At 47.6% G+C, this 18,996-nt stretch carries 20 protein-coding genes; 9 read left to right on the top strand and 11 right to left on the bottom strand.

What is annotated here, in order from left to right; genetic code table 11:
- Positions 1–31: 31 nt before the first annotated feature.
- The 4 genes from O3C43_17510 to O3C43_17495 all read left to right on the top strand — a co-directional run bounded on the left by O3C43_17510 (position 32) and on the right by O3C43_17495 (position 3,353).
- On the top strand, positions 32–751 hold the full coding sequence (locus tag O3C43_17510) for a hypothetical protein (GenBank protein MDA1068289.1): 720 nt from the start codon (positions 32–34) through the stop codon (positions 749–751).
- Positions 741–1,448 (top strand): PIG-L family deacetylase, encoded by a 708-nt coding sequence (locus O3C43_17505; protein ID MDA1068288.1) that lies wholly within the window; start codon positions 741–743, stop codon positions 1,446–1,448. The genes O3C43_17510 and O3C43_17505 overlap by 11 nt, the downstream gene beginning before the upstream one ends.
- A 122-nt stretch (positions 1,449–1,570) precedes the next feature.
- On the top strand, positions 1,571–2,701 hold the full coding sequence (gene bshA, locus O3C43_17500; protein ID MDA1068287.1) for an N-acetyl-alpha-D-glucosaminyl L-malate synthase BshA: 1,131 nt from the start codon (positions 1,571–1,573) through the stop codon (positions 2,699–2,701).
- 61 nt (positions 2,702–2,762) lie between these two features.
- On the top strand, positions 2,763–3,353 hold the full coding sequence (locus O3C43_17495; protein ID MDA1068286.1) for a hypothetical protein: 591 nt from the start codon (positions 2,763–2,765) through the stop codon (positions 3,351–3,353).
- 110 nt (positions 3,354–3,463) lie between these two features.
- Here the strand turns inward: O3C43_17495 and O3C43_17490 are convergent, their stop codons facing one another.
- The 3 genes from O3C43_17490 to O3C43_17480 all read right to left on the bottom strand — a co-directional run bounded on the left by O3C43_17490 (position 3,464) and on the right by O3C43_17480 (position 6,823).
- Entirely contained in the window at positions 3,464–4,018 is a 555-nt protein-coding gene (locus O3C43_17490; GenBank protein MDA1068285.1) for a hypothetical protein, read from the bottom strand.
- Between the two features lie 127 nt (positions 4,019–4,145).
- Positions 4,146–5,222 carry a pyridoxal-phosphate dependent enzyme gene (locus tag O3C43_17485; GenBank protein ID MDA1068284.1) on the bottom strand — a complete coding sequence of 359 codons (1,077 nt, stop codon included), beginning with the start codon at positions 5,220–5,222 and terminating at the stop codon, positions 4,146–4,148.
- A 65-nt stretch (positions 5,223–5,287) separates the two neighbouring features.
- Positions 5,288–6,823 (bottom strand): sulfatase-like hydrolase/transferase, encoded by a 1,536-nt coding sequence (locus tag O3C43_17480; protein ID MDA1068283.1) that lies wholly within the window; start codon positions 6,821–6,823, stop codon positions 5,288–5,290.
- Between the two features lie 133 nt (positions 6,824–6,956).
- Here O3C43_17480 and O3C43_17475 point away from each other — a divergent pair, with 133 nt between their 5' ends.
- Positions 6,957–7,388: a GNAT family N-acetyltransferase gene (locus tag O3C43_17475; protein ID MDA1068282.1), complete on the top strand. Its 432-nt coding sequence runs from the start codon at positions 6,957–6,959 to the stop codon at positions 7,386–7,388.
- Between the two features lie 574 nt (positions 7,389–7,962).
- Here the strand turns inward: O3C43_17475 and O3C43_17470 are convergent.
- From O3C43_17470 to alc, 7 genes are all read right to left on the bottom strand, one after another.
- Positions 7,963–9,165, bottom strand: a complete 1,203-nt coding sequence (locus O3C43_17470) for a SpoIIE family protein phosphatase (protein ID MDA1068281.1) — start codon at positions 9,163–9,165, stop codon at positions 7,963–7,965.
- A 70-nt stretch (positions 9,166–9,235) separates the two neighbouring features.
- The gene (locus tag O3C43_17465; protein MDA1068280.1) at positions 9,236–9,922 is read right to left on the bottom strand and encodes a DUF1080 domain-containing protein; all 687 of its coding nucleotides are present in this window, start codon (positions 9,920–9,922) and stop codon (positions 9,236–9,238) included.
- 139 nt (positions 9,923–10,061) lie between these two features.
- Positions 10,062–10,379, bottom strand: coding sequence for a hypothetical protein (locus tag O3C43_17460; protein MDA1068279.1), 318 nt, complete (start codon positions 10,377–10,379; stop codon positions 10,062–10,064).
- A gap of 371 nt (positions 10,380–10,750) precedes the next feature.
- Positions 10,751–11,740 (bottom strand): protease modulator HflC, encoded by a 990-nt coding sequence (hflC, locus tag O3C43_17455; GenBank protein MDA1068278.1) that lies wholly within the window; start codon positions 11,738–11,740, stop codon positions 10,751–10,753.
- 3 nt (positions 11,741–11,743) lie between these two features.
- Positions 11,744–12,769: an FtsH protease activity modulator HflK gene (hflK, locus tag O3C43_17450; protein ID MDA1068277.1), complete on the bottom strand. Its 1,026-nt coding sequence runs from the start codon at positions 12,767–12,769 to the stop codon at positions 11,744–11,746.
- A gap of 783 nt (positions 12,770–13,552) precedes the next feature.
- The gene (locus tag O3C43_17445; GenBank protein MDA1068276.1) at positions 13,553–14,071 is read right to left on the bottom strand and encodes an ureidoglycolate lyase; all 519 of its coding nucleotides are present in this window, start codon (positions 14,069–14,071) and stop codon (positions 13,553–13,555) included.
- A 3-nt stretch (positions 14,072–14,074) separates the two neighbouring features.
- Positions 14,075–15,067, bottom strand: coding sequence for an allantoicase (alc, locus tag O3C43_17440; protein MDA1068275.1), 993 nt, complete (start codon positions 15,065–15,067; stop codon positions 14,075–14,077).
- 311 nt (positions 15,068–15,378) lie between these two features.
- Here alc and O3C43_17435 point away from each other — a divergent pair, with 311 nt between their 5' ends.
- The gene (locus O3C43_17435; GenBank protein ID MDA1068274.1) at positions 15,379–16,839 is read left to right on the top strand and encodes a PQQ-like beta-propeller repeat protein; all 1,461 of its coding nucleotides are present in this window, start codon (positions 15,379–15,381) and stop codon (positions 16,837–16,839) included.
- 53 nt (positions 16,840–16,892) lie between these two features.
- Positions 16,893–17,036, top strand: a complete 144-nt coding sequence (locus tag O3C43_17430) for a hypothetical protein (GenBank protein MDA1068273.1) — start codon at positions 16,893–16,895, stop codon at positions 17,034–17,036.
- 29 nt (positions 17,037–17,065) lie between these two features.
- On the opposite strand, the gene dapF is transcribed toward O3C43_17430, so the two are convergent.
- Positions 17,066–17,905: a diaminopimelate epimerase gene (gene dapF / locus O3C43_17425; protein MDA1068272.1), complete on the bottom strand. Its 840-nt coding sequence runs from the start codon at positions 17,903–17,905 to the stop codon at positions 17,066–17,068.
- Positions 17,906–18,027: 122 nt separating this feature from the next.
- Here dapF and O3C43_17420 point away from each other — a divergent pair, with 122 nt between their 5' ends.
- Both O3C43_17420 and O3C43_17415 read left to right on the top strand, forming a co-directional pair.
- The gene (locus O3C43_17420) at positions 18,028–18,837 is read left to right on the top strand and encodes a sialate O-acetylesterase (GenBank protein MDA1068271.1); all 810 of its coding nucleotides are present in this window, start codon (positions 18,028–18,030) and stop codon (positions 18,835–18,837) included.
- A 29-nt stretch (positions 18,838–18,866) separates the two neighbouring features.
- Positions 18,867–18,996: transglutaminase family protein (locus O3C43_17415; protein MDA1068270.1), on the top strand; the 130-nt coding region annotated here is incomplete at its 3' end.

Below are 18,996 nucleotides of genomic sequence, written 5' to 3'. Positions count from 1 at the left end.
GCAGCCGTGTGGCATTTTCCCGAACCGTTTTTTGTTTTCCAAAATCAGGTCGGCCCGTCGTCTGCAGTCTGAAATCGGAGGCAAGATTGTGTTCTTTCTCCACGACAGCGACCACGATCATAGGGAAACCTGCTCAAAGCTAACCAACCGGCATTCCGGACAAATCGAGCTTATCAATTTTGAGGTAAGTAATAAAATCCAGAAGCTTTATTCCCCGCTCTATTTCAAAACGATCAAACCGGACTGGAAGGAAAAAACACGACGCTGTCTTCCCAACCTCGTTGCACCGGCGCTCGTCGATTTGTTCGATTCTGTTGAAACAGACAACGTCACGGAGTTCTGTATCGAAATGTATCGCGGTATGGGTTTGCTGGAGGGTGTTGAGCTCATTCGATCGAGCGACAAGACACTGCGAAACCAGGCCATCGATATTGAGGATTATTTCGCGGACCTTCCCTTCGAAGGTGAGACCGTCCGGGCTCGGGCGCGTGACGGCGGCTATTTTTTATTTAAGGGTGGAAACAGCTGGACCGAGGTTGAAACACAGGATGTTAAAAAGCATCAGATCAATCCAACCCGGGACTCTCGCCTGGCCTGGATGCAATCGGTAATCCACTGCACCCACTACGTCGCTGGCGAAGGTGAGATTGAATACCTGAACAAAGCTGACGCACCGGAAATCGAGTATGTAAAGCGTGACTTTATCGAAAGATCCGGCGAAGCTTATGCTCAAATCGATCATGACTGGTAAACGAATTTTAGCCTTTGGTGCACACCCGGATGACATCGAGTTTGGCTGCGGAGCGGTCCTGCTCGATGCAGCGGAACACGGTTCTCACATAAGCTTCGTGGTGCTGTCAAAAGGTGAAGCAGGAACGCATGGAGATTCCGCCACTCGCGAAGCAGAAGCCCAAAAGGCTGCGAATATGCTTGGAGCAGAACTTCGATTTTTACCTACCGGCGGAGATACGCAAATTCGAGCTGATCTGGAGTCAGCGCAAGCGGCAGCCATGATTATTCGACAAAAACAACCGGATATCGTCCTGTGTCCTTCGGGTCATTTAAATCAACACCCGGATCACCGCGAAACCAACCTCATCGTGCGTGATGCCTACCGATTGGCACGTTATGGCAAAACACCGGGGCTTGGAGATACAAAGCCTCATTCCACCTCATTGCTGCTGTTTTATGATATTTCAAGTGGTGGTTCGGATTACCCCAACTCCATTCTGGTTGATATTTCTAACCAGGTGGAAGAGTGGAAAATTCTCATGGAGTGCCATTCGAGCCAGATCAAGAATATGGATTACGTGGCTTTGCAGCTTTCACGAGCCAGAGTATATGGTATCCAAATGGGAGTTCATTCGGCCACAAGATTATTTTCCGAAAGTCCTCTATTGGCAGGATCTGTTGCTGGCCTGAGTCAGTTTACCAGCCAAAGGTTCTAGTAAATTCGAGATTGGAAAATGCTTAAATTCAATGAACTACGAGCGGCGGAGAAAGAATGCTTTAACCCTTCAAACCCCGCAAACAATGGTAGGCCCACCGCGTCCTCGCAATGCGGTCTTAGATGATGACCAGGTCTCTAAACATAGCTTTACTTTGCCATCCAACCGTTGGGGGTAGCGGCATTCTCGCTACTGAGCTGGGGCACAAGCTGGCCGATTTGGGCCATGAAGTTTATGTTATCTCTGAACGGCGACCGTATCGTTTAAGGGAAAATCATCGGAATATTCATTTTTGCGAATCAACTCCGGTAGAGTTTCCTTTGTTTTCAAGTCCGGACCACACATTGCCACTCGCAACCCGTATTGCCGAGGTCTGCCGCAACCATAAGATCGATATTATCCATGCGCACTATGCAATCCCACATACAGCAGCCGCGTGGATGGCAGGCCAAATCATTGGAGACAACGCACCACCCATAATTACAACTTTGCACGGAACTGATATTATTTACCTGGGTGCCATGCCCGAGTATCGTCCGCTGCTCCAACATGTATTAAACGCAACGGCCAAAGTAACCTGTGTATCCGAAAACCTAAAGAAGCGCACCATGGATCTATTTGATCTTGAAAAGGAAATTTCGGTTATTCCCAACTTTTACGAACCCAGGCCAATCACCAGATCGAGAGATGAAATTCGATCTGAGCTGGGCATAGGAACAGAGCCCCTAGTACTTCATGCATCTAACCTCCGAACCATTAAACGTGTCGACCTGTTACTGGATGCCTTCAAAACAGCAGTGGCCATTCACCCCGCCAAGTTGCTAATACTTGCCGGTGCAGATGCGACCAAGGTAAATGCGGAAATTGATAAACGAAACATGCGTAACAACGTCATTTTGGCGAACGATGTTTTCGATATAGACAACTACTATGCTGCATCCGATTTCACGATTTACTCTTCTGAGTACGAAAGTTTCTGCCTCGGGATACTGGAAGGCATGCGCCATGGATTGCCCAGTGTCTCCTTTGCTGTTGGTGGCATCCCGGAAGTGGTAATCGATCAGGAAACGGGTTTTCTTATCCCCTTTGGCGAGACAACTGCCATGGCGAAAGCTGTTGCAACATTGGCTGCCGATGCAGGTCTACGTTCATCCATGGGCGAAAAAGCGAAGCAACGTGCAATCCAATCATTCTCAGCCGAAACGATAGTGAACAGATACATTGAAACCTATCATCAGGTTTTAGATCATTAAAATAAATTCATTAAGAGAAGCGCGCTTGCTTCATTTACCGAAAACCCTAAAAGTCCTAAACATGAAAACTCTATTACCCCTGTGCATAATCCTCCTCATCTCAAATCTCGCTGGACAAGCAGAGACGACCTACCCCTCCGTATATTGGCAAATAACGACTGCCGTTCTTGCCGCTCCTCCTCTTGATCGCGATCAAGCAACCGTGCTCGGCTATCGAAGCGATGGAACGCTCGACGTCTTGAGAAAAGGAACCAACGACCTGATCTGCCTGGCGGATGATCCGGCAAATAAGAGATTTAGTGTAGCCTGTTACCATAAAAGCCTGGAACCATTCATGGCACGCGGTCGCGAACTCAGAACCAACGGAAAGTCCGAGGAAGAGATAAACAATGCGCGCGAGGAAGAAGCAAAATCAGGCCAATTGAAAATGCCTGAGAGAGCTTTACTGGCTGTTTTAACCGGCGAGGTGAATGAAGAAACACAAGAGATAGAAAAACAACATCTACGCTATGTGTTTTATATTCCGTTCGCTACGCCGGAAACCACTGGACTACCACTTGCTCCAACCACGCCAGGAGGTCCATGGATCATGAATCCTGGAACTCACAAGGCGCATATCATGATAACACCCCCAAAAGACGTCGCTAAATAATTTCTACCTTAATTCAGAAAATAAAACGAAATTAGTTTCTTTAAAAAAGGAGGCAGCCATTTGGCTGTCTCTTTTTTTTTTCAATCGCTCATTTACCTGAATGAAATCTCTTAATCAATTTCATCACTGTAGGCTTCCGTAACGAGTCCTTCATTCAAGTAGGATTCTGAGTCTAGAAAGCCGTTTAAGAGATTGTAAGCTTGCTCGCTAGCTTCCTTCATTTTCAACCGATCAATCTTCAGTGCCCGAATTTTTGGATCCGGTACCCGGGCTTGGTAGTACTGGTAATTTCGGTATAGTTCAAAACGAGCCCTGGAAATTTGTTCTCCAACTGTTTGCTCATGCATCCACAGGCGCTGTTCCCCTTTTCCCGGAAGAAAAAATGCCACATGAATGTGGGCAGCTCCTTTGCCAAAGCAGTCAATTCTAAGAACTTCTTCTTCCAGCAAAAATAAGGACAAAGCAGGGCCCTTCCCCAGTTTAAGTTGTTTCCAGAACACCTCTATTCGTACTCCTTCACCCACCTCAAGATGATGGATGTCATTTCGCGACTCGTACACGGGCCGCATTTTGGCATGGTTGCGGTCCAAACCCCAAGACAAAGACTCAGATAGGGCCTGTTTGGAAAAAAGAAACTGCAATAATCTTTTAGCTTTAGATGCCATAGTGCTGAAAGGAGATTTGGAATTGAAAACAATTCAGATTAACAACGATTTTAACAATATAAGAAAAGTAAACAACGGGGCCCATACTCAATTTTTACAAGCTGAGCTACAGCGGAAATTAATGTCCTTACATCTGGTAACCCGGTGTAGAGAGAGATAAGGCTTTCTCTTCTTCGGACATATCTTCGACAATATCTGCAAACAACGGAGAGGACAAGTAGCGCTCACCGGTATCAGGCAACATACAAAGAATGACCGAACCCGGTTCCGCCTTTTCAGCGATTTGCATTGCTATGCCGAACGTGGCTCCACCAGAAATTCCAGTGAAAATACCCTCTTTATTCGCAAGCTTGTTCGACCACTCGATTCCAGTAGGTCCAGGAATAGGAATCAGTTCATCGTAATAGTTTTTATCGATGGATTCCTGCAACACGTAAGGAATGAAATCTGGTGTCCAACCTTGAACTGGATGCGGTTGAAATGCAGAATGACTGACTGCGGGAGCATTGGCATCGCCCCGTTCTTGTTCGATGCCACTACCAACCAACTGTGCATTGACCGGCTCGCTAAGAATGATCCTGGTTTCGGGTCGTTCCTTTCGAAGGACACGAGCTACGCCGGTTACCGTTCCACCCGTACCATAACCCGTGACAAAATAATCCAGACGCTCACCTTCAAAATCTGCGAGAATTTCGCGTGCGGTTGTGCTTTCATGTATGTCCGCGTTGTCAGCTGTTTCAAACTGACGGGCAAGAAACCAACCATTGGCAGCGGCCAAATCTTTAGCTTTCTGATACATGCCGAAGCCCTTTTCGGCTCGCGGAGTGAGCACAACTTTGGCCCCGAAGAAACGCATTAGTTTTCGTCGTTCGATGGAGAAACTGTCCGCCATGGTAACTACGAGTGGATAGCCCTTGGCGGCGCATACCATGGCTAAACCAATACCGGTATTTCCACTGGTAGCTTCAACCACCGTCTGCCCCGGCTTCAGGTCCCCACGTCGCTCAGCAGCTTCAATAATGCCCACGGCAAGACGGTCCTTAACCGAAGCCGCCGGGTTAAAAAACTCGGCTTTCACATAGAGGCGCACATGATCGGGAGCCAGATTGTTGATTCGAATACAGGGAGTATCTCCCATGGTATCAAGAACACTATCATAAAGCCGTTTGCGGCCGTTGGTGGTACGAATATTTTGAGAAGACATAATATTTTTTATTTTTGGGGTTCATACAATTAGTAGTAAGAAGGTGTGGGTCTTCAACCTTTCTTTTAATTCTCAAACGAAGCTTTCCATTCAGCTAGTGCTTTGCTCATAATTGCAAAACGTTGCGGATATTTTTCACGAAGGTTCTTCGTCTCAGTCGGATCAGTCTCTAAATTGTATAAGAACGAATCTTCTTTATAAGCTACAAATTTCCAAGGGTAGTCATTCATCATACTCCCTTTCGAAAAATCGTTGAAAAGAATTCGTTTCGGATTGCCGCTGCCATTACCTTGCCATTGCTCCTTGAGGCTTACCCCATCCATTTCCTCTGGAACAGCCTGGCCAGCAAGTTCGAGAAAGGTAGGTGATATATCAATAAGGTGACTAACCAATCGTTGATCAATCGAACCTTGTTTTGAGTCAGATACACCCTTGGGCCAATGAAGGATAAAAGGCGACCGAATCCCGCCCTCATAGCTTGTAGTTTTATAATAACGATAAGGAGTATTTGAAACATTTGCCCAATCAGGGCCGTATCCTTGAAAGGTAGTTTCGTCCCCGGGCATTTCATTTCCGGAGATTTTTATTGGCTTACCGTCGCGAGTTAATGCCTCGCCACCCAAACAGGACAATCCGTTGTTTTGACCGATTAATTCTGGGGAAGCGCCATTGTCCGCCATAAAACAAATGACTGTATTTTCCAATTGATTGGTTTCTTCCAAGGCAACCAATACTTGGCCAATTCCTCGATCCATCCGATCAACCATGGCCGCAAACACAGCCATTCTACGAGAATTCCAAACCTGATCAACCGAAGTCCATGACTGATGCATCGCTTTTGAAAATACAGCTTCTACGGGAAGCAGGCCCATTGCATGCATTTTCTTAAAGCGAGTCTTCCGGATCTCCTCAAAACTCTTTCCTGCATAGCGAGGCTCATACTTTGCAATATCCTCAGGAAAAGCCTGTAGTGGCCAATGCGGAGCTGTGTAGGCCAGATAAAGAAACAGTGGAGTATCTTTATTATTCCGAAAGTGATCTTTAATATTTTTCGTGGCTTCATCACTGATCGCATCGGTAAGATAAAATCCTTCCCTAATTTCATCCGTGGCAGGTTTGTTATCACGGGTCAGCGTATAAGGATTATAATAACTCACTGCTCCATGCAGGTTGCCAAAAAAATGATCAAATCCAAAAGCTCCAGGATAACGCGAAGGGTCCTCGTGCTTGTTTTCATCCAAGTGCCATTTACCACTCAAGTAAGTTTCATACCCGGCATCCTTCAACCGATCAGCGATCGTAATAGAATCAGGTTTTAGGCCATTCCCCACCGTAACTTTCTGCCAATAGTTACCGGTCAACAACGATGCCCTTGTAGTCCAACACTTGGAAGTATTGTAAAAGTTGGTGTAACGAATTCCATTGGACGCCAGGCGATCCAAATGCGGCGTATCTATTTCTCCTCCGAAACAACCGATATCGGAATAACCAAGATCATCGGCAAGAATTACCAAAATATTTGGCCGAGAATCAGCCCCATCTATAAAAGCGATGGCTACAAAAAACAGTAGCAACAGTTGATGAAACAAGCACTTTAACACAGGATACATTTCTAAAACCGGATTCTATCCTTTTCGAGAGAAAACAGATTTCAGCGACAAATAAGTTTATGCTTCAAATTGTAAGTTTGATCTGCACCAGTCCCACGCCCATAAAACGTCACAAAACTATTTCATGAAAATAAAAACCATTACCTCCGAAGAAGAAGCCAACTCTTGCTTTCCCATCATGAAAGCCTTGAGACCCCATCTGACCAAAGAAGGGTTTATCAACCAATGGAAACGGCAACAAACCCAAGGCTACCGGATGGCAGCTGTCGTAGATGATAATGAGGAGATCTCTGCGCTCGCCGGTTACCGCTTTGCGGAATTCCTGGCATGGGGAAAAGTCATTTATTTGGACGACCTGATTACGGACCCATCGAAAAAGCGGAACGGCTATGCGGGAGTGCTACTCGACTGGCTGGAAGAAGAAGGGAAACTCAATAACTGTGATACGCTGCAACTTGATTCCGGACATCAAAGAAATGATGCTCATCGACTTTATTTGAATAAAGGTTGGACGATCACCAGCCACCATTTTTCGAAATCATTGAATAAAGCATAGATTAGGAATGCGGGGAGCTTAGGATGGCACCATGTTATTCTTTCTGCGAGGAGGTCCGAAGTATTTTTGCCTCTTTTTGTTCAGACTCATCTGAAGCGGACCGCTCGGCGATCGGTCCCTACCCTGGATTTGTCTAACTTTGGTAGGGCAGTTTTGCCAAAACCGCCGTCAGGGATTTACCCCGTAGAAAGAATCACACCCGGGAGCTAAGCTAACCGCATATCGTCGTGCGCCTTGTTGAATATTTTAGTATCCATAAAAAGCGGAACCTTTGTCCGTAATGCTGAGGATTATTGTTGATTCTTTTTCCCAGCTTTTGGAATTTTTCAGCAGTTCTTGGATTTCAAAATCTCTCCATTCTTTTTTCTTTTGTGTTTCATCGAAGATATCTATCAGTCCATCTTTCCAATAAAATTAGACCGCTCTGACGGCTTTTTCTCTTTCACTTTCTGTAAAGCCGTAGATCGAAAACGTTGCTTGATGAAGATTGGCGACCTCACCACAAAGCAATTCGAGTAAGTCTATTTCCGGTCTCTGCATTTACTCGTCAAACAGCGCGGATTAGATAGCACCTTTAAAGGTTAACTCGAATCGCCAGAAAAGTAGTGTCATCTTGAGGATAATTTTCACCGCAGTACATTTTCAGGAAATCTTCAAGCGTTTTGACCATTTCATCCATGGGTTTTCGGGCGCAGCTTTCGAAAACCTCAAGAAGACCCTCAGAACCCAATTCCACTCCCTCCGAATTCATGCATTCGCTTAGGCCATCCGTCATAAACAAGAGGCAGTCACCCGCGTCGACCGTGAACTTGGTCACATTCACATTCTCACAAATACCGAGCCCAATTACATTATCACTTGGGCAGTCGACGATATCAGCCTTTCCGGTGGATTCATGAAACCACAACAAAGGAGGTTGCGCAGCGTTGGCCAAAGTAAGAGTCGCGAACTCTAACTCCGAAAAATCGAAGGTTCCGACCATAACGGCAACAAAGCCGGATGGAATTAAGCCTTTCATGTGTTGATCCAATTCAATCAGTGCCTGCTCGGGATGAGAAAATTTCGATGGCATATAAAAATCGGCCAGATGCTTCACCAGAATGGTGAACAATCCTGCGGATAATCCGTGGCCACTCACATCTCCCAGCAAAAATGAAAGGTAATTTTCCGAAACTAAGGGAAACGTTATGACATCCCCTCCCACGTCTGAATAGCTTACATTCAAAACAGCCAAATCAACTTTCGAATGCTCAGGCAGCGGCCCAGGAATTAATCTTTGCTGAACACGTCCGGCGTTTTTAAAATCGGTCGCCATTTCCTCATTTTTCTGGCGAAGTTGTTCCCGACTTTCCTCCAGCGCCTGCTCAGCTTGGACCCGCTCGGTGATGTCGCGCGTAATGCCCATAATACCGACTGGTTTCCCAGGTCCGATGTGGAGTGGGACTTTGGTCGAAGTCACCCAAGTTACGGAACCATCCGGCCACGTTTCCTTTTCGGTTTTATTAATCAGTCGCTCATCTTTTTCCATTAATCTTTGCTCATCCTGGAAAGCTTCCTGAGCGTGCTCCTCAGAAAAAAAGTTGAAATCTGATTTGCCAATCATCTCCTCCGCTGATCCGAGACCAAACTTTTTTGCTACGGAATCGCTCACACGAATGAATCGACTGTGGCGGTCTTTGAAATATACCTGATCCTGTGTTTGTTGAAGCAGAGCGTCAAAAAGCATCGAGGCCGAGGCGCTGAATAATTCGGGGTCTTCCTGTTCAGGAACTTTCATGGACAGTCACGCTAATTACTCAATTGGCAAAGTCGATAAAGCAATTTGAGATCCGACTCATTTTGCCCGACTAAAGTCCTTTTAAAAAGATGTTTCGGAAAGAGACGTTGTGACCGTGATCCTGGAAACCGATATGCCCTGTTTTTGGTAAATCATTCAGGGCTGTCTTGAATTTGTTTTTTGAACCATCGGGATTCATTTCCGGAGTAGTCCAATTCGAGAGATCGGCTTCGGAAACTTTGGTTCCATTCACCCAAACCCGAACGATGTCGCCTTTGACACGAATTCGTAATTTGTCCCATTCACCCAATTTACCCGCCGGTTTGCTGGTAGGAGCCACTGCGTCGTAAATGGCACCATGATCATTTTTACCCCAGTCCTGGCCTTGTGGATCTCGAAGCTGGATTTCGAAGCCTCCTTGCACGGGATTCACCGGGTCCGTCCTGAAGAAAACACCACTATTACAGCTCCGAGATAATTTGTACTCCAGATCCAGAATGAAATCACCATAGGTCCGCTCCGTCCAAATATAACCGTTCTGAAGGCTTCGACTCAAAACACCCGTTTCCGGATCTGCTTTCCAAACGCTTTGGGGTCCATTCGGTTGGGTAAACCAACCATCGGTAGACTTTCCGTCGAACAAGGCCACAAATCCATCAGGCACTTTATCGGCTGCAGATTTACTTGCATGGTGAGCGGCTTGAAGGCCGATTGAGAAGGTCCCGATTGCGAGGATGAATAAAAGCGCACCTTTCATAGTAGTTCTTAGGGTATTGGTTCAAAGATTAGGCCGAGTCTTCGGATTTTTGGCAAGCGAAGGTTCGACCAAATTTCCAAAAAAAAGGGGTCCAAAAAGGACCCCTGAAATTATGGATGCGGATTAGGCAGGTAATTTCTTAGCTGTCTTTCTTCTCAACCGAATTGGCTGTGAGAACGAGTTTGCCATCTACTTTGGCAACCGTGCCTTTAACCACTAAACCTGCAGTTTCACCTTTGCAGAAATAATCTGCATGGTCGACATTCTTGGCAAAGGTGTAAGTTCTTACTTTTTCGTTCTTGCCGGTTACTTGCAGCACATTCGTGCATTTATCGGCGGTGCCGAGGTTACATTTTGCGCAAGTACCAACGCCTTTAAGCGTAACAACTTTTGCCTCCTCTGCATAAAGTCCTGTAGCAAAAGCGAGAACAGCGATAATCGATAATAGTTTTTTCATATAATTAGGTATTTTAGGGCTGATGATTCTTCAATAAACTGAAGGCCGCAGTATTAGGTAATCAATCTCAACTAGCAAGCTCAGATTAGAAGGGATTAATAATCGGAATATTCCTTTAAATCCATCGTTTTCCTATTCTTCCAGATATGCCTTTGACTTTGAACACTTGCCGATAATCCAAACTAATTCCGTGCTCCAGCGAGCCCAAACCTTTTTTTATTAGCGATTATCAAGTTTCAAAGAATGACGCGACTCAGGTCAGGCCAAGGAGGAAGAGAATTTCCAAAGGCATCATTCGTCGGGGTCGATACGCCTAACCGACGTACTGATGCGGGGGATGCCTTGGCTCCTTTTCAGGCGTCCATCCCCGGCTACTTTTTCAACGCCTCTCCCGTCGGATCGCCGGAAATGTCACGCAAGTAGCGGAAATACTCCGAGTCCGTGCCGAGCACGAGAGTGGAAGTATTGCCCACCGTCTTGGAGTAGCTCTCCAATGTACGCAGGAAAGCGTAAAATTCCGGATCAACTCCGAAGGCCTCGCTGTAGATGCGCGTTGCTTCGGCGTCGGCACGCCCGCGGATACCTTCGGCCTCGCGTTCGGCCTCCGATTGGATCTCCGCCAGCTTGCGCTTGGTATCGCCGTCAATCTCTGCGGCGCGCCCCTCACCCTCGGAGCGAAACTGCTCCGCGATACGCTGACGCTCTGCGATCATCCGGTCGAACACCCGCTGCTCCACCGCTTCGACATAATCGATACGCTTGATGCGGATGTCAATGAGCTGGATGCCCAGCTCGGGCATTTGACTGGCAGCTTGGGTAAAGATGGACTTCACCAGCTCTTCGCGCCCGGTTTTCACCTCTTGGAGGAGGATTTCTTCGTCACCCTCGCCAGCGAGCTGCACACGCGCCAGATCCTCTTCACTTACCTTCCAGTTTTTCGAGCGCACGATCTCAACCAGGTCGCTAGCCGAGATTTTGTCGCGGACCACCGAGTCAAGAATGTCGTTTAGGCGGAGTGTTGCGCCGCGCTCATTTTGCACGCGTTGCATGAAGACGAGCGGATCGGCTATAAGCCAGCGGGCTGTAGTATCAACCGAGATAAACTGCTCACCCCGGGTCGGGATCTGATTTGGATCCCCGTCCCATGAGATCACGCGCTTATCGAAGCGGCGCACCTCTTGGATGAAGGGAAGCTTGAAGTGTAGACCGGGCTTCGTTACTGGATCGCCCACGGGCGCACCGAGTTGCACGATTACCGCCTGCTCGACTTCGTCGAGGGTGTAAACCGAAGCGTAGATAAGGATGGCGGCAATTGCCGCGAGTATCCCGGAACCGAGAGCTAAAATTGGATATTGTTTCATAATTTAACGTTTTGCTGGCAATTCACTCGGACTGTCTCCCAGATTCAAGAGTGGGAGTGGCGCATTTCCGGACTTTTCCATGATGAAAATTTTGCCTGCATTGGGCAGGACGACATCGATCATTTCCAAATACATGCGCTGGCGCGTGACAGCTGGCGCGTTTGAGTATTCTTCGTAGATCGCGGTGAAGCGCTCAGTCTCACCGCGCGCCGCATTTACACGTTTCGCGGCGTAGCCCTGCGCCTCGGCGATGACTTGCCGTGCTTGACCCTCCGCACGGGGGATCACCTGATTGCGGCGCTTCTCCGCCTCGTTGATAAAGCGCTCTCGCTCCTGCTCGGCCTGATTGACTTCGTTGAAGGCAGGCTTCACCGGCTCAGGAGGCGTCACATCCTGTAGCTCGATCGTGCTGATTTGCAGACCGAGATCGAAATAATCCATCGCCTTCTGTAGCTCCACCCGGGCGGAGGTGGCCACTTGCACACGCTTTTCCGTAAGCACATCGCTACCGAGGCTATTGCCCACGATTCGTCGCATCACAGCTTCGCAAACATCTCGTAGGGTCTGATCAGGATCGCGCACCCTGTGGAGAAACTTCGCCGGGTCGCTCACCCGGTACTGCACGACCCACTCGACGTCGATCACTTTCAGGTCACCCGTCAGCATGAGCGACTCATCCTTATGCGCCTGACTCTTACTGTAGTTCGTCCGCGAATTGTTGCCTCGCCCTTCAGTACGAAAACCAAACTCCTGCTTCAAGACGCGGGCAGTGGGCACCATTTGCGCCGTTTCTATACCGAAGGGAACTTTGAAGTGTAGCCCCGGCTCCTTTCGCCCGACCACTTGGCCGAAACGTTTTACGACCGCCTCCTCCTCAGGTTGAACGATGTAGAAGCTCGTGAAAACCCCGATCGCAACCAGAGCGACGATCGGTATGGCGTAAAGCCACTTGGCTTGTTGGCGCGCGGCGTCCCAATCAATAACATCGAGCGGGTTTTGCTGCAAAAACGGAGGTGTATTTCTATTCATAGGTAAATGATAGAAACTGGTAATACCTGCAAATTAGCAAAACACCACTGATTCCGACCTATTATTTGAAAATAATTCTCAGAACGCCGCGAATGGGGCGCAAAGAAAAAGGTCGATGTTCATTATTTCATATGGCAAAGAAGGAGACAGAGGCATCAACACCTACGGCAATAATCCGTTAAACAGGATGAAATCTGAACAGCCAAATCGGACCGCTCTGCGTCTACCTAACTATGCCAAACCGGGGCTTGGCGTTCCCAGGATCAGAAATTTTACTGATTCAGTCCCCAGGGGTCGATAATAGATTGATTAACTGCACAATATGTTAGCTTCGATCTTCCTCAAGGCGGCCAGGTTGCACACTCTTTCTGTTCCGTCTTGATAGCGAATGGAGGCGTAAGGATTTTTAAGAGCAACAATTTCATAAATGCCATTTCGATTCTGATGAAACGAACCTACTTGGAATTTTGATTCTTTGTTGATGGATGGAGATAAGGAGCTTTGTTGAATCATAATACCACCAAGGGAAATGATGCTGATTTAACGGACTATCCTCAACCGAACATCCGAACATATTTTATCACTTTTTAACCAAGCTCTCCGGTTAAATACCCAATTGAACTGGGAACACTGCCGACGCTTTTACTTGGCTAGGCTGGGCTCTTCCAGAATAGCCAAACACCTACGGCAATAATCCCTTAATCAGGAGGTAACTTGAACAGCCAAATCAGACCGGTCGGCGATCGGTCCATACCTTTCATCCAGAAAATGCAGCTGAAGCAGCTACAGTTTTAAACCAGAAGAATCTATCAATGGTTGATCCTCCTCAGCGTACCAATGTTCGATACAATTCGATTCTGGGTCGCTGCGATCAACGACGATAAAGGTTACATCACCGAAGGGGGTTAGCATAACGTGGTGCCAGGTGTTGCGGTGGTAGTTGACACCTTGTTTGCCGTTAGAGACGAATGCTTTGAGCGTGGTTTCATCGACGCTTTCGGATGGCGCTGCTACGACGACTAAAAATGGTGTAGAGCTATTTGGGAAAAAAGCCTGACTTCCGAAGGGATGTCTCTCTAAGAATGTAACTGTCTTGGGGAGGTCGTATTGCCGGGCTTCGACCATACTGATGACGGGCGGTTTTTCGGTCCCTTCGCAATCAACAGTTACCAGTGCATCAAAGCGATTCGCGCGACCTTGATTGATGGGACTTCCTTCGTGGCCTTCGGTTTCAACGACATCGCCATAGGGAGCGAAGGCTTCAGAGGTGAGCGGTTCGATGGAGATCGTGACGGCGGACATGACTTAAGCTTTGAAGATTTTACCAAAGAGGCGAAGGCGACTTATGCCACCATCAGGAAAAATGTTTAAACGAATGTGGGATATCGCTTCGTGCTGAGCAATAGCATCGATAAACTCATGAATGCCATCTGCGGAGAGCTTTTGCTCGGGAATCAAGAACGGCCATTCACTGCTTTGAGCAACCAGGTCGGATTCGGACCATTCATAATTACAGGTTGCCTGAATGGAAAAACGATCAGGATAGTTTCCTTTGAAGTGAGCGGTGTCCAATTCGATGCGCTCGATGCTTCCAGCATGGCCCAACTGAAGCACACACCAATCATTCCCTGGTTCTCTTCGACGCCGAGTTTCCCAACCGTCTCCCATATTTACACCACGACCTTGGCCCAACATGTTTACGGGATGTCCAAAATGGGCATCATTCCAGGCGATCGCTCGCCCTCCATTTTCAAGCGATAGCAGATTACAGCTTTCTCTCGGATCATGTAGATCCCAATTACAGTGGACTTTGCCAAATACCTTCAATCGGGCAATTCCCCCATCGGGATAAATGTTCAATCGAACGTGGGTAAAAATGTCGTCATTGGGAATGCGACTACGAAAAAGACTATTCCCTTCCAGTCCGGTTTTTTCCAAAACTTTAGTCCATTCCGTTGTGTCATCCGGGTCTCCCTCCGGGCAGGAACAGGCATCCAAGGAACAGAAAGGAGGAAAGTTCCCGGTAAAATGTGAGGTGTCTACAACAACACCGTAAATACAGCCAGGAAAGGCCAGTTTGACAATACAATGATCGTAGCCAGCTACCCGTTTGCGCCGCGATTCCCAACCATCCATCCATTTGCCATTGTCGTCATATTTTCCATCAATGAAAACAGGATCGGTATCCGAGATCAGGCGGGATTTATCGGCAAAAAAATCGTCGGTCGCGTAAATGACTTCAGCTCCGAACTTGGCCGAGGCCAGGTTGACGCGATTGTGTGAAAAATTGTCGTTCATTTAGTAATTGTGCCCACCAGTGCAAAACCGATGTAAGCATTGGATTTTCGTTAAACGGTCGTCTAACTGTCAATGGTACACAATAGGTTAACTCCTTACGGGGTGGAATGGAAAACTATTCCATTGAAGCGCCCAGGATAAACAGAACCTGGAAGAATCGGGAGCAAGCTCCCTTCCTGCAGTTGAGCTACCCAATCTTGATTTGTAGCAGCTTGCTGCCGATTCTGAGTGTAAATTTCCCCGCAGAAAGAATCAAACCGCTCTTAACGAAAAGACTAGCCCTCAAGAAACATCTATTCTTAGTTTAACCCATGCGAAAGAACTCCATTCATCTCCTCTTACTATTGGTGGTGGTTTCCTATTGTCATGCCTTTGAGGACCCTGCCCCACCGACAAGCAATAAACTGGTCGAACGGGTTGCCTCCGAACCCAGCGTGCAAACCGAGCTTATTTTCTATGGAGCACCCAAACCCCTTTCGACCAAGGCGGTTACCAGTGATTGGCGAGATTTCCTGGGGCCCTCCCACAACGCCTACTCCCCTGAAACGAATCTACTGAAAGAATTCGGCACAGATGGCCCAGCCAAAGTGTGGGAGGTGAGCAGAGGCGAAGGTTATGCATCCGCAGCAGTCATTGGGGATAGAGTCATCATTTTCCATAGAAGCGGCTCCAATGAAGTGGTGGAATGCCTGCATGCGGAGACCGGGCAACGTTTCTGGATCCACGAGTACCAAACTACGTATCGAGATCGCTATGGATTTGGAAATGGCCCTCGGTGTCGGCCCATCTCGGACGGAAAGTACGTATACACCTTGGGCGTGGAAGCTCAGTTGCATTGTTTGGAACTATCAACCGGTCGCGTTCGCTGGAGTCGAAAACTCAAGGAAGAATTTGATCTTACTCTTGATTTTTTTGGCGTTGGAGGAGCACCGTTGCTTGAAGGCAATTTACTTATCATAAATATTGGCGCACCAGAAGGACCCAGCGTTGCGGCGTTTGACAAAGATACCGGGAAGATGGTCTGGGGAGCGGGTGATGAATGGGGTCCCAGTTATTCGTCACCCATACCAGCCGACACACAGGCTGGACGAAAGATTTTTGTTTTTGCAGGTGGAGAAAGCCGACCGGCATCAGGAGGTCTTCTTGTCGTTGATCCGAAAACCGGACAGCTAAATGGCAGCTTCCCCTGGCGTGGAGGTCGCTACGAATCGGTCAATGCGTCTTCGCCAGTCGTGGCAGGAAATAAAGTTTACATATCCGAATGTTATGGAGCTGGCGGCGTGTGCCTGGAAATCCAGAAGGACGGAAGCTGCAAAGAACTTTGGCGTAACGAGATACTCAATACTCACTTTATGACCGCCATTCACAAAGACGGTTACCTGTATGGAGTCGATGGCCATGGCCCACAAAATGCACCGATCAATTGTATTGAAATGGCGACTGGGAAATTAATGTGGAAACACGAGCCCGAATGGATGGCATCCATTGATTCACCCAACGGTCCACAATCCTATAACCTCTCCCCTGCCCTGGCATCGTTTATCGAAGTCGACGGTCGGTGTCTCGTGTTAGGCCAATACGGTCATCTCGCCTGGCTCGACCTTAATCCCTCCGGTTATAAGGAGCTGGATCTCACCCATCTTTTTCTCGCTCGCCAAACCTGGGCGATGCCCGCTCTGAGCAAAGGCCTGCTTTACGTGGGTCAGAACGATGAGGGACTCGATGGAAGCTCGACCCGATTTATTTGCTACGATCTACGTGCAAATAATTAAGAGATATTCGACTATGAGTTGCGATTATTGACGTAAAAACAGGCAATTGGAAAATGCTGATTCCGGAAGTCTACGAAGATGAAATCCAGACGGCTGGAATTAACCGCCAAGAGAAAGACCAACAACAAGTAGAACTCCTGAAAGAACGAGGATACAAACGATTGATAGCAGATATTCAAACGCGTTACGAAGGATAACCTCTCTTGAGGAAAGAATGGATAGTCGATCAGATCTCTTGGTCGTCCCAAATCATTTTCCCCACGCGTGTAGTCGGCCCAACCATGCGTATTCGATAGCCTTCGCTGATTTGAATTTCCAATAATCCACCCGGCATATGTACAGTAATATTTTCTCCAACCAGGCCGAGCTTATGCGCGACCGCGGCAGCGGCACTACTTGAGCTCCCGGATGCCAAGGTATAACCTGCGCCACGTTCCCAGATCTCGATTTGAATATTATTTCTATCGAGCACTTTGAGAAATTGAACATTGGTACGGTTTGGAAAGTTCTCATGCACTTCCACATGTGGCCCCAGAGAACAGGCTAGCTCTTTTGAAATGTTGTCCATTGGAAACACAGCATGGGGATTCCCAATCGTCGCTGCACAGTAGGTATAGGTCTTCCCGGAGAGTTCAATGGGTTCGTTGATCACTTCACGGTGCGGTCCCATGACTGGGATATCGGAACTGCTAAAAGAAACAGCACCCATTTCCACATCAATTTTCTTCCCAGAATCAAACACCTGGCAAGTTACGACACCGCCAAGCGTCCAGAGAGTGAAAGGCTCATTTTTAACGAGACCCTGATCAAACAGGTAACGACAAAAAATCCGGAGACCGTTTCCACTTTTCTCGGCTTCGCTGCCATCGGGATTGTAAATGCGAAGACCAAATTTGGCACCATCAGATTCGAACGGGCCATGTAGGATACCGTCGGAACCTAGCCCGAAATTGCGGTGACAAATTAGTTTGATCTGCTCGATCGAGAAGATGGATGGAACTTCCTTTGAATCCAACACCAAGTAATCATTTCCCAGGGCATGATACTTATAAAACAAGGTTGGCATGAATGGATGCAGAACAAAGAGTCGATGAATCTCAAATTATAAATATGCAAACCCCATAAATTTCATCAGCTCATCTTCCTTTGTCTGGCTTAACAGGATCTAGGTATTGTAACCTGCCCAGAATGAAATACTTTACCGTCCTAATGGCAGGCTTGCTGTCTCTCTCCGTTTTGCCTGCCAGCTATTCCAAAAACCATTCATCGATGGAACTCCCTACAAAAGAAAACTTCCACCTGTTTTTATTGGCCGGACAGTCAAACATGGCCGGACGTGGGGTTATCGAACCAGAAGACAATATCGCCCATCCACGGATATTGATGCTGACAAAAGAAGGCACCTGGGCACCCGCCACGCATCCGATTCATTTTGACAAAGCGGTAGCAGGAGTAGGTCTTTCAAAAACATTTGCTGAAGTTTTGGTCGGTAAAAACGAGGACATCGTCATCGGTCTGATACCGGCAGCTTGTGGCGGATCTTCCATTGTGACCTGGGAACCTGGCGGTTATCACACCCAAACGAAAAGCCATCCCTATGACGATGCGATGGATCGCGTCCAACTCGCCATGCAAGTGGGTAGGTTGAAAGGCATTCTGTGGCACCAGGGAGAATCTGACACGAAACCTGGTTTTTCTGAATTCTACGAAATGCGACTCCGAAACCTGATTGATCGATTTCGGGAAAATCTGAACGCACCTTCACTCCCTTTCATTATCGGTCAACTCGGTCAGTTTGAAAAGAAGCCGTGGAATAGTCATCGGATTATCGTCAACAATGCTCATGAAACTGTCGCCAAGAAAATACCCGGCGTACGTTTCGTTTCATCCGATGGATTAACTCCCAATGAAGACATTATTCATTTTGATACTCCTTCCCTACAAACATTTGGAAAGCGGTACGCGGACGCCTATCTAGATCTCACGTCTTCCAGGTAAACCAAGAAAAGTCATCCTAACGGTCAGGCATGAAACGTATCCGCATATACCATTTAACGGAATATACCTATTCCCAATCTGTGCCACTGACCGACTACCTGCTATTACTACGCCCGCGTGAAGGCCACGACATCCGGATAGCATCTTCCAGACTTATGG

The organism is Verrucomicrobiota bacterium, from assembly GCA_027622555.1.
Taxonomy (GTDB): domain Bacteria; phylum Verrucomicrobiota; class Verrucomicrobiia; order Opitutales; family UBA2995; genus UBA2995.
Note: the sequence above shows the minus strand (reverse complement) of the source record. Positions and strands in the feature narration are given on the sequence as shown.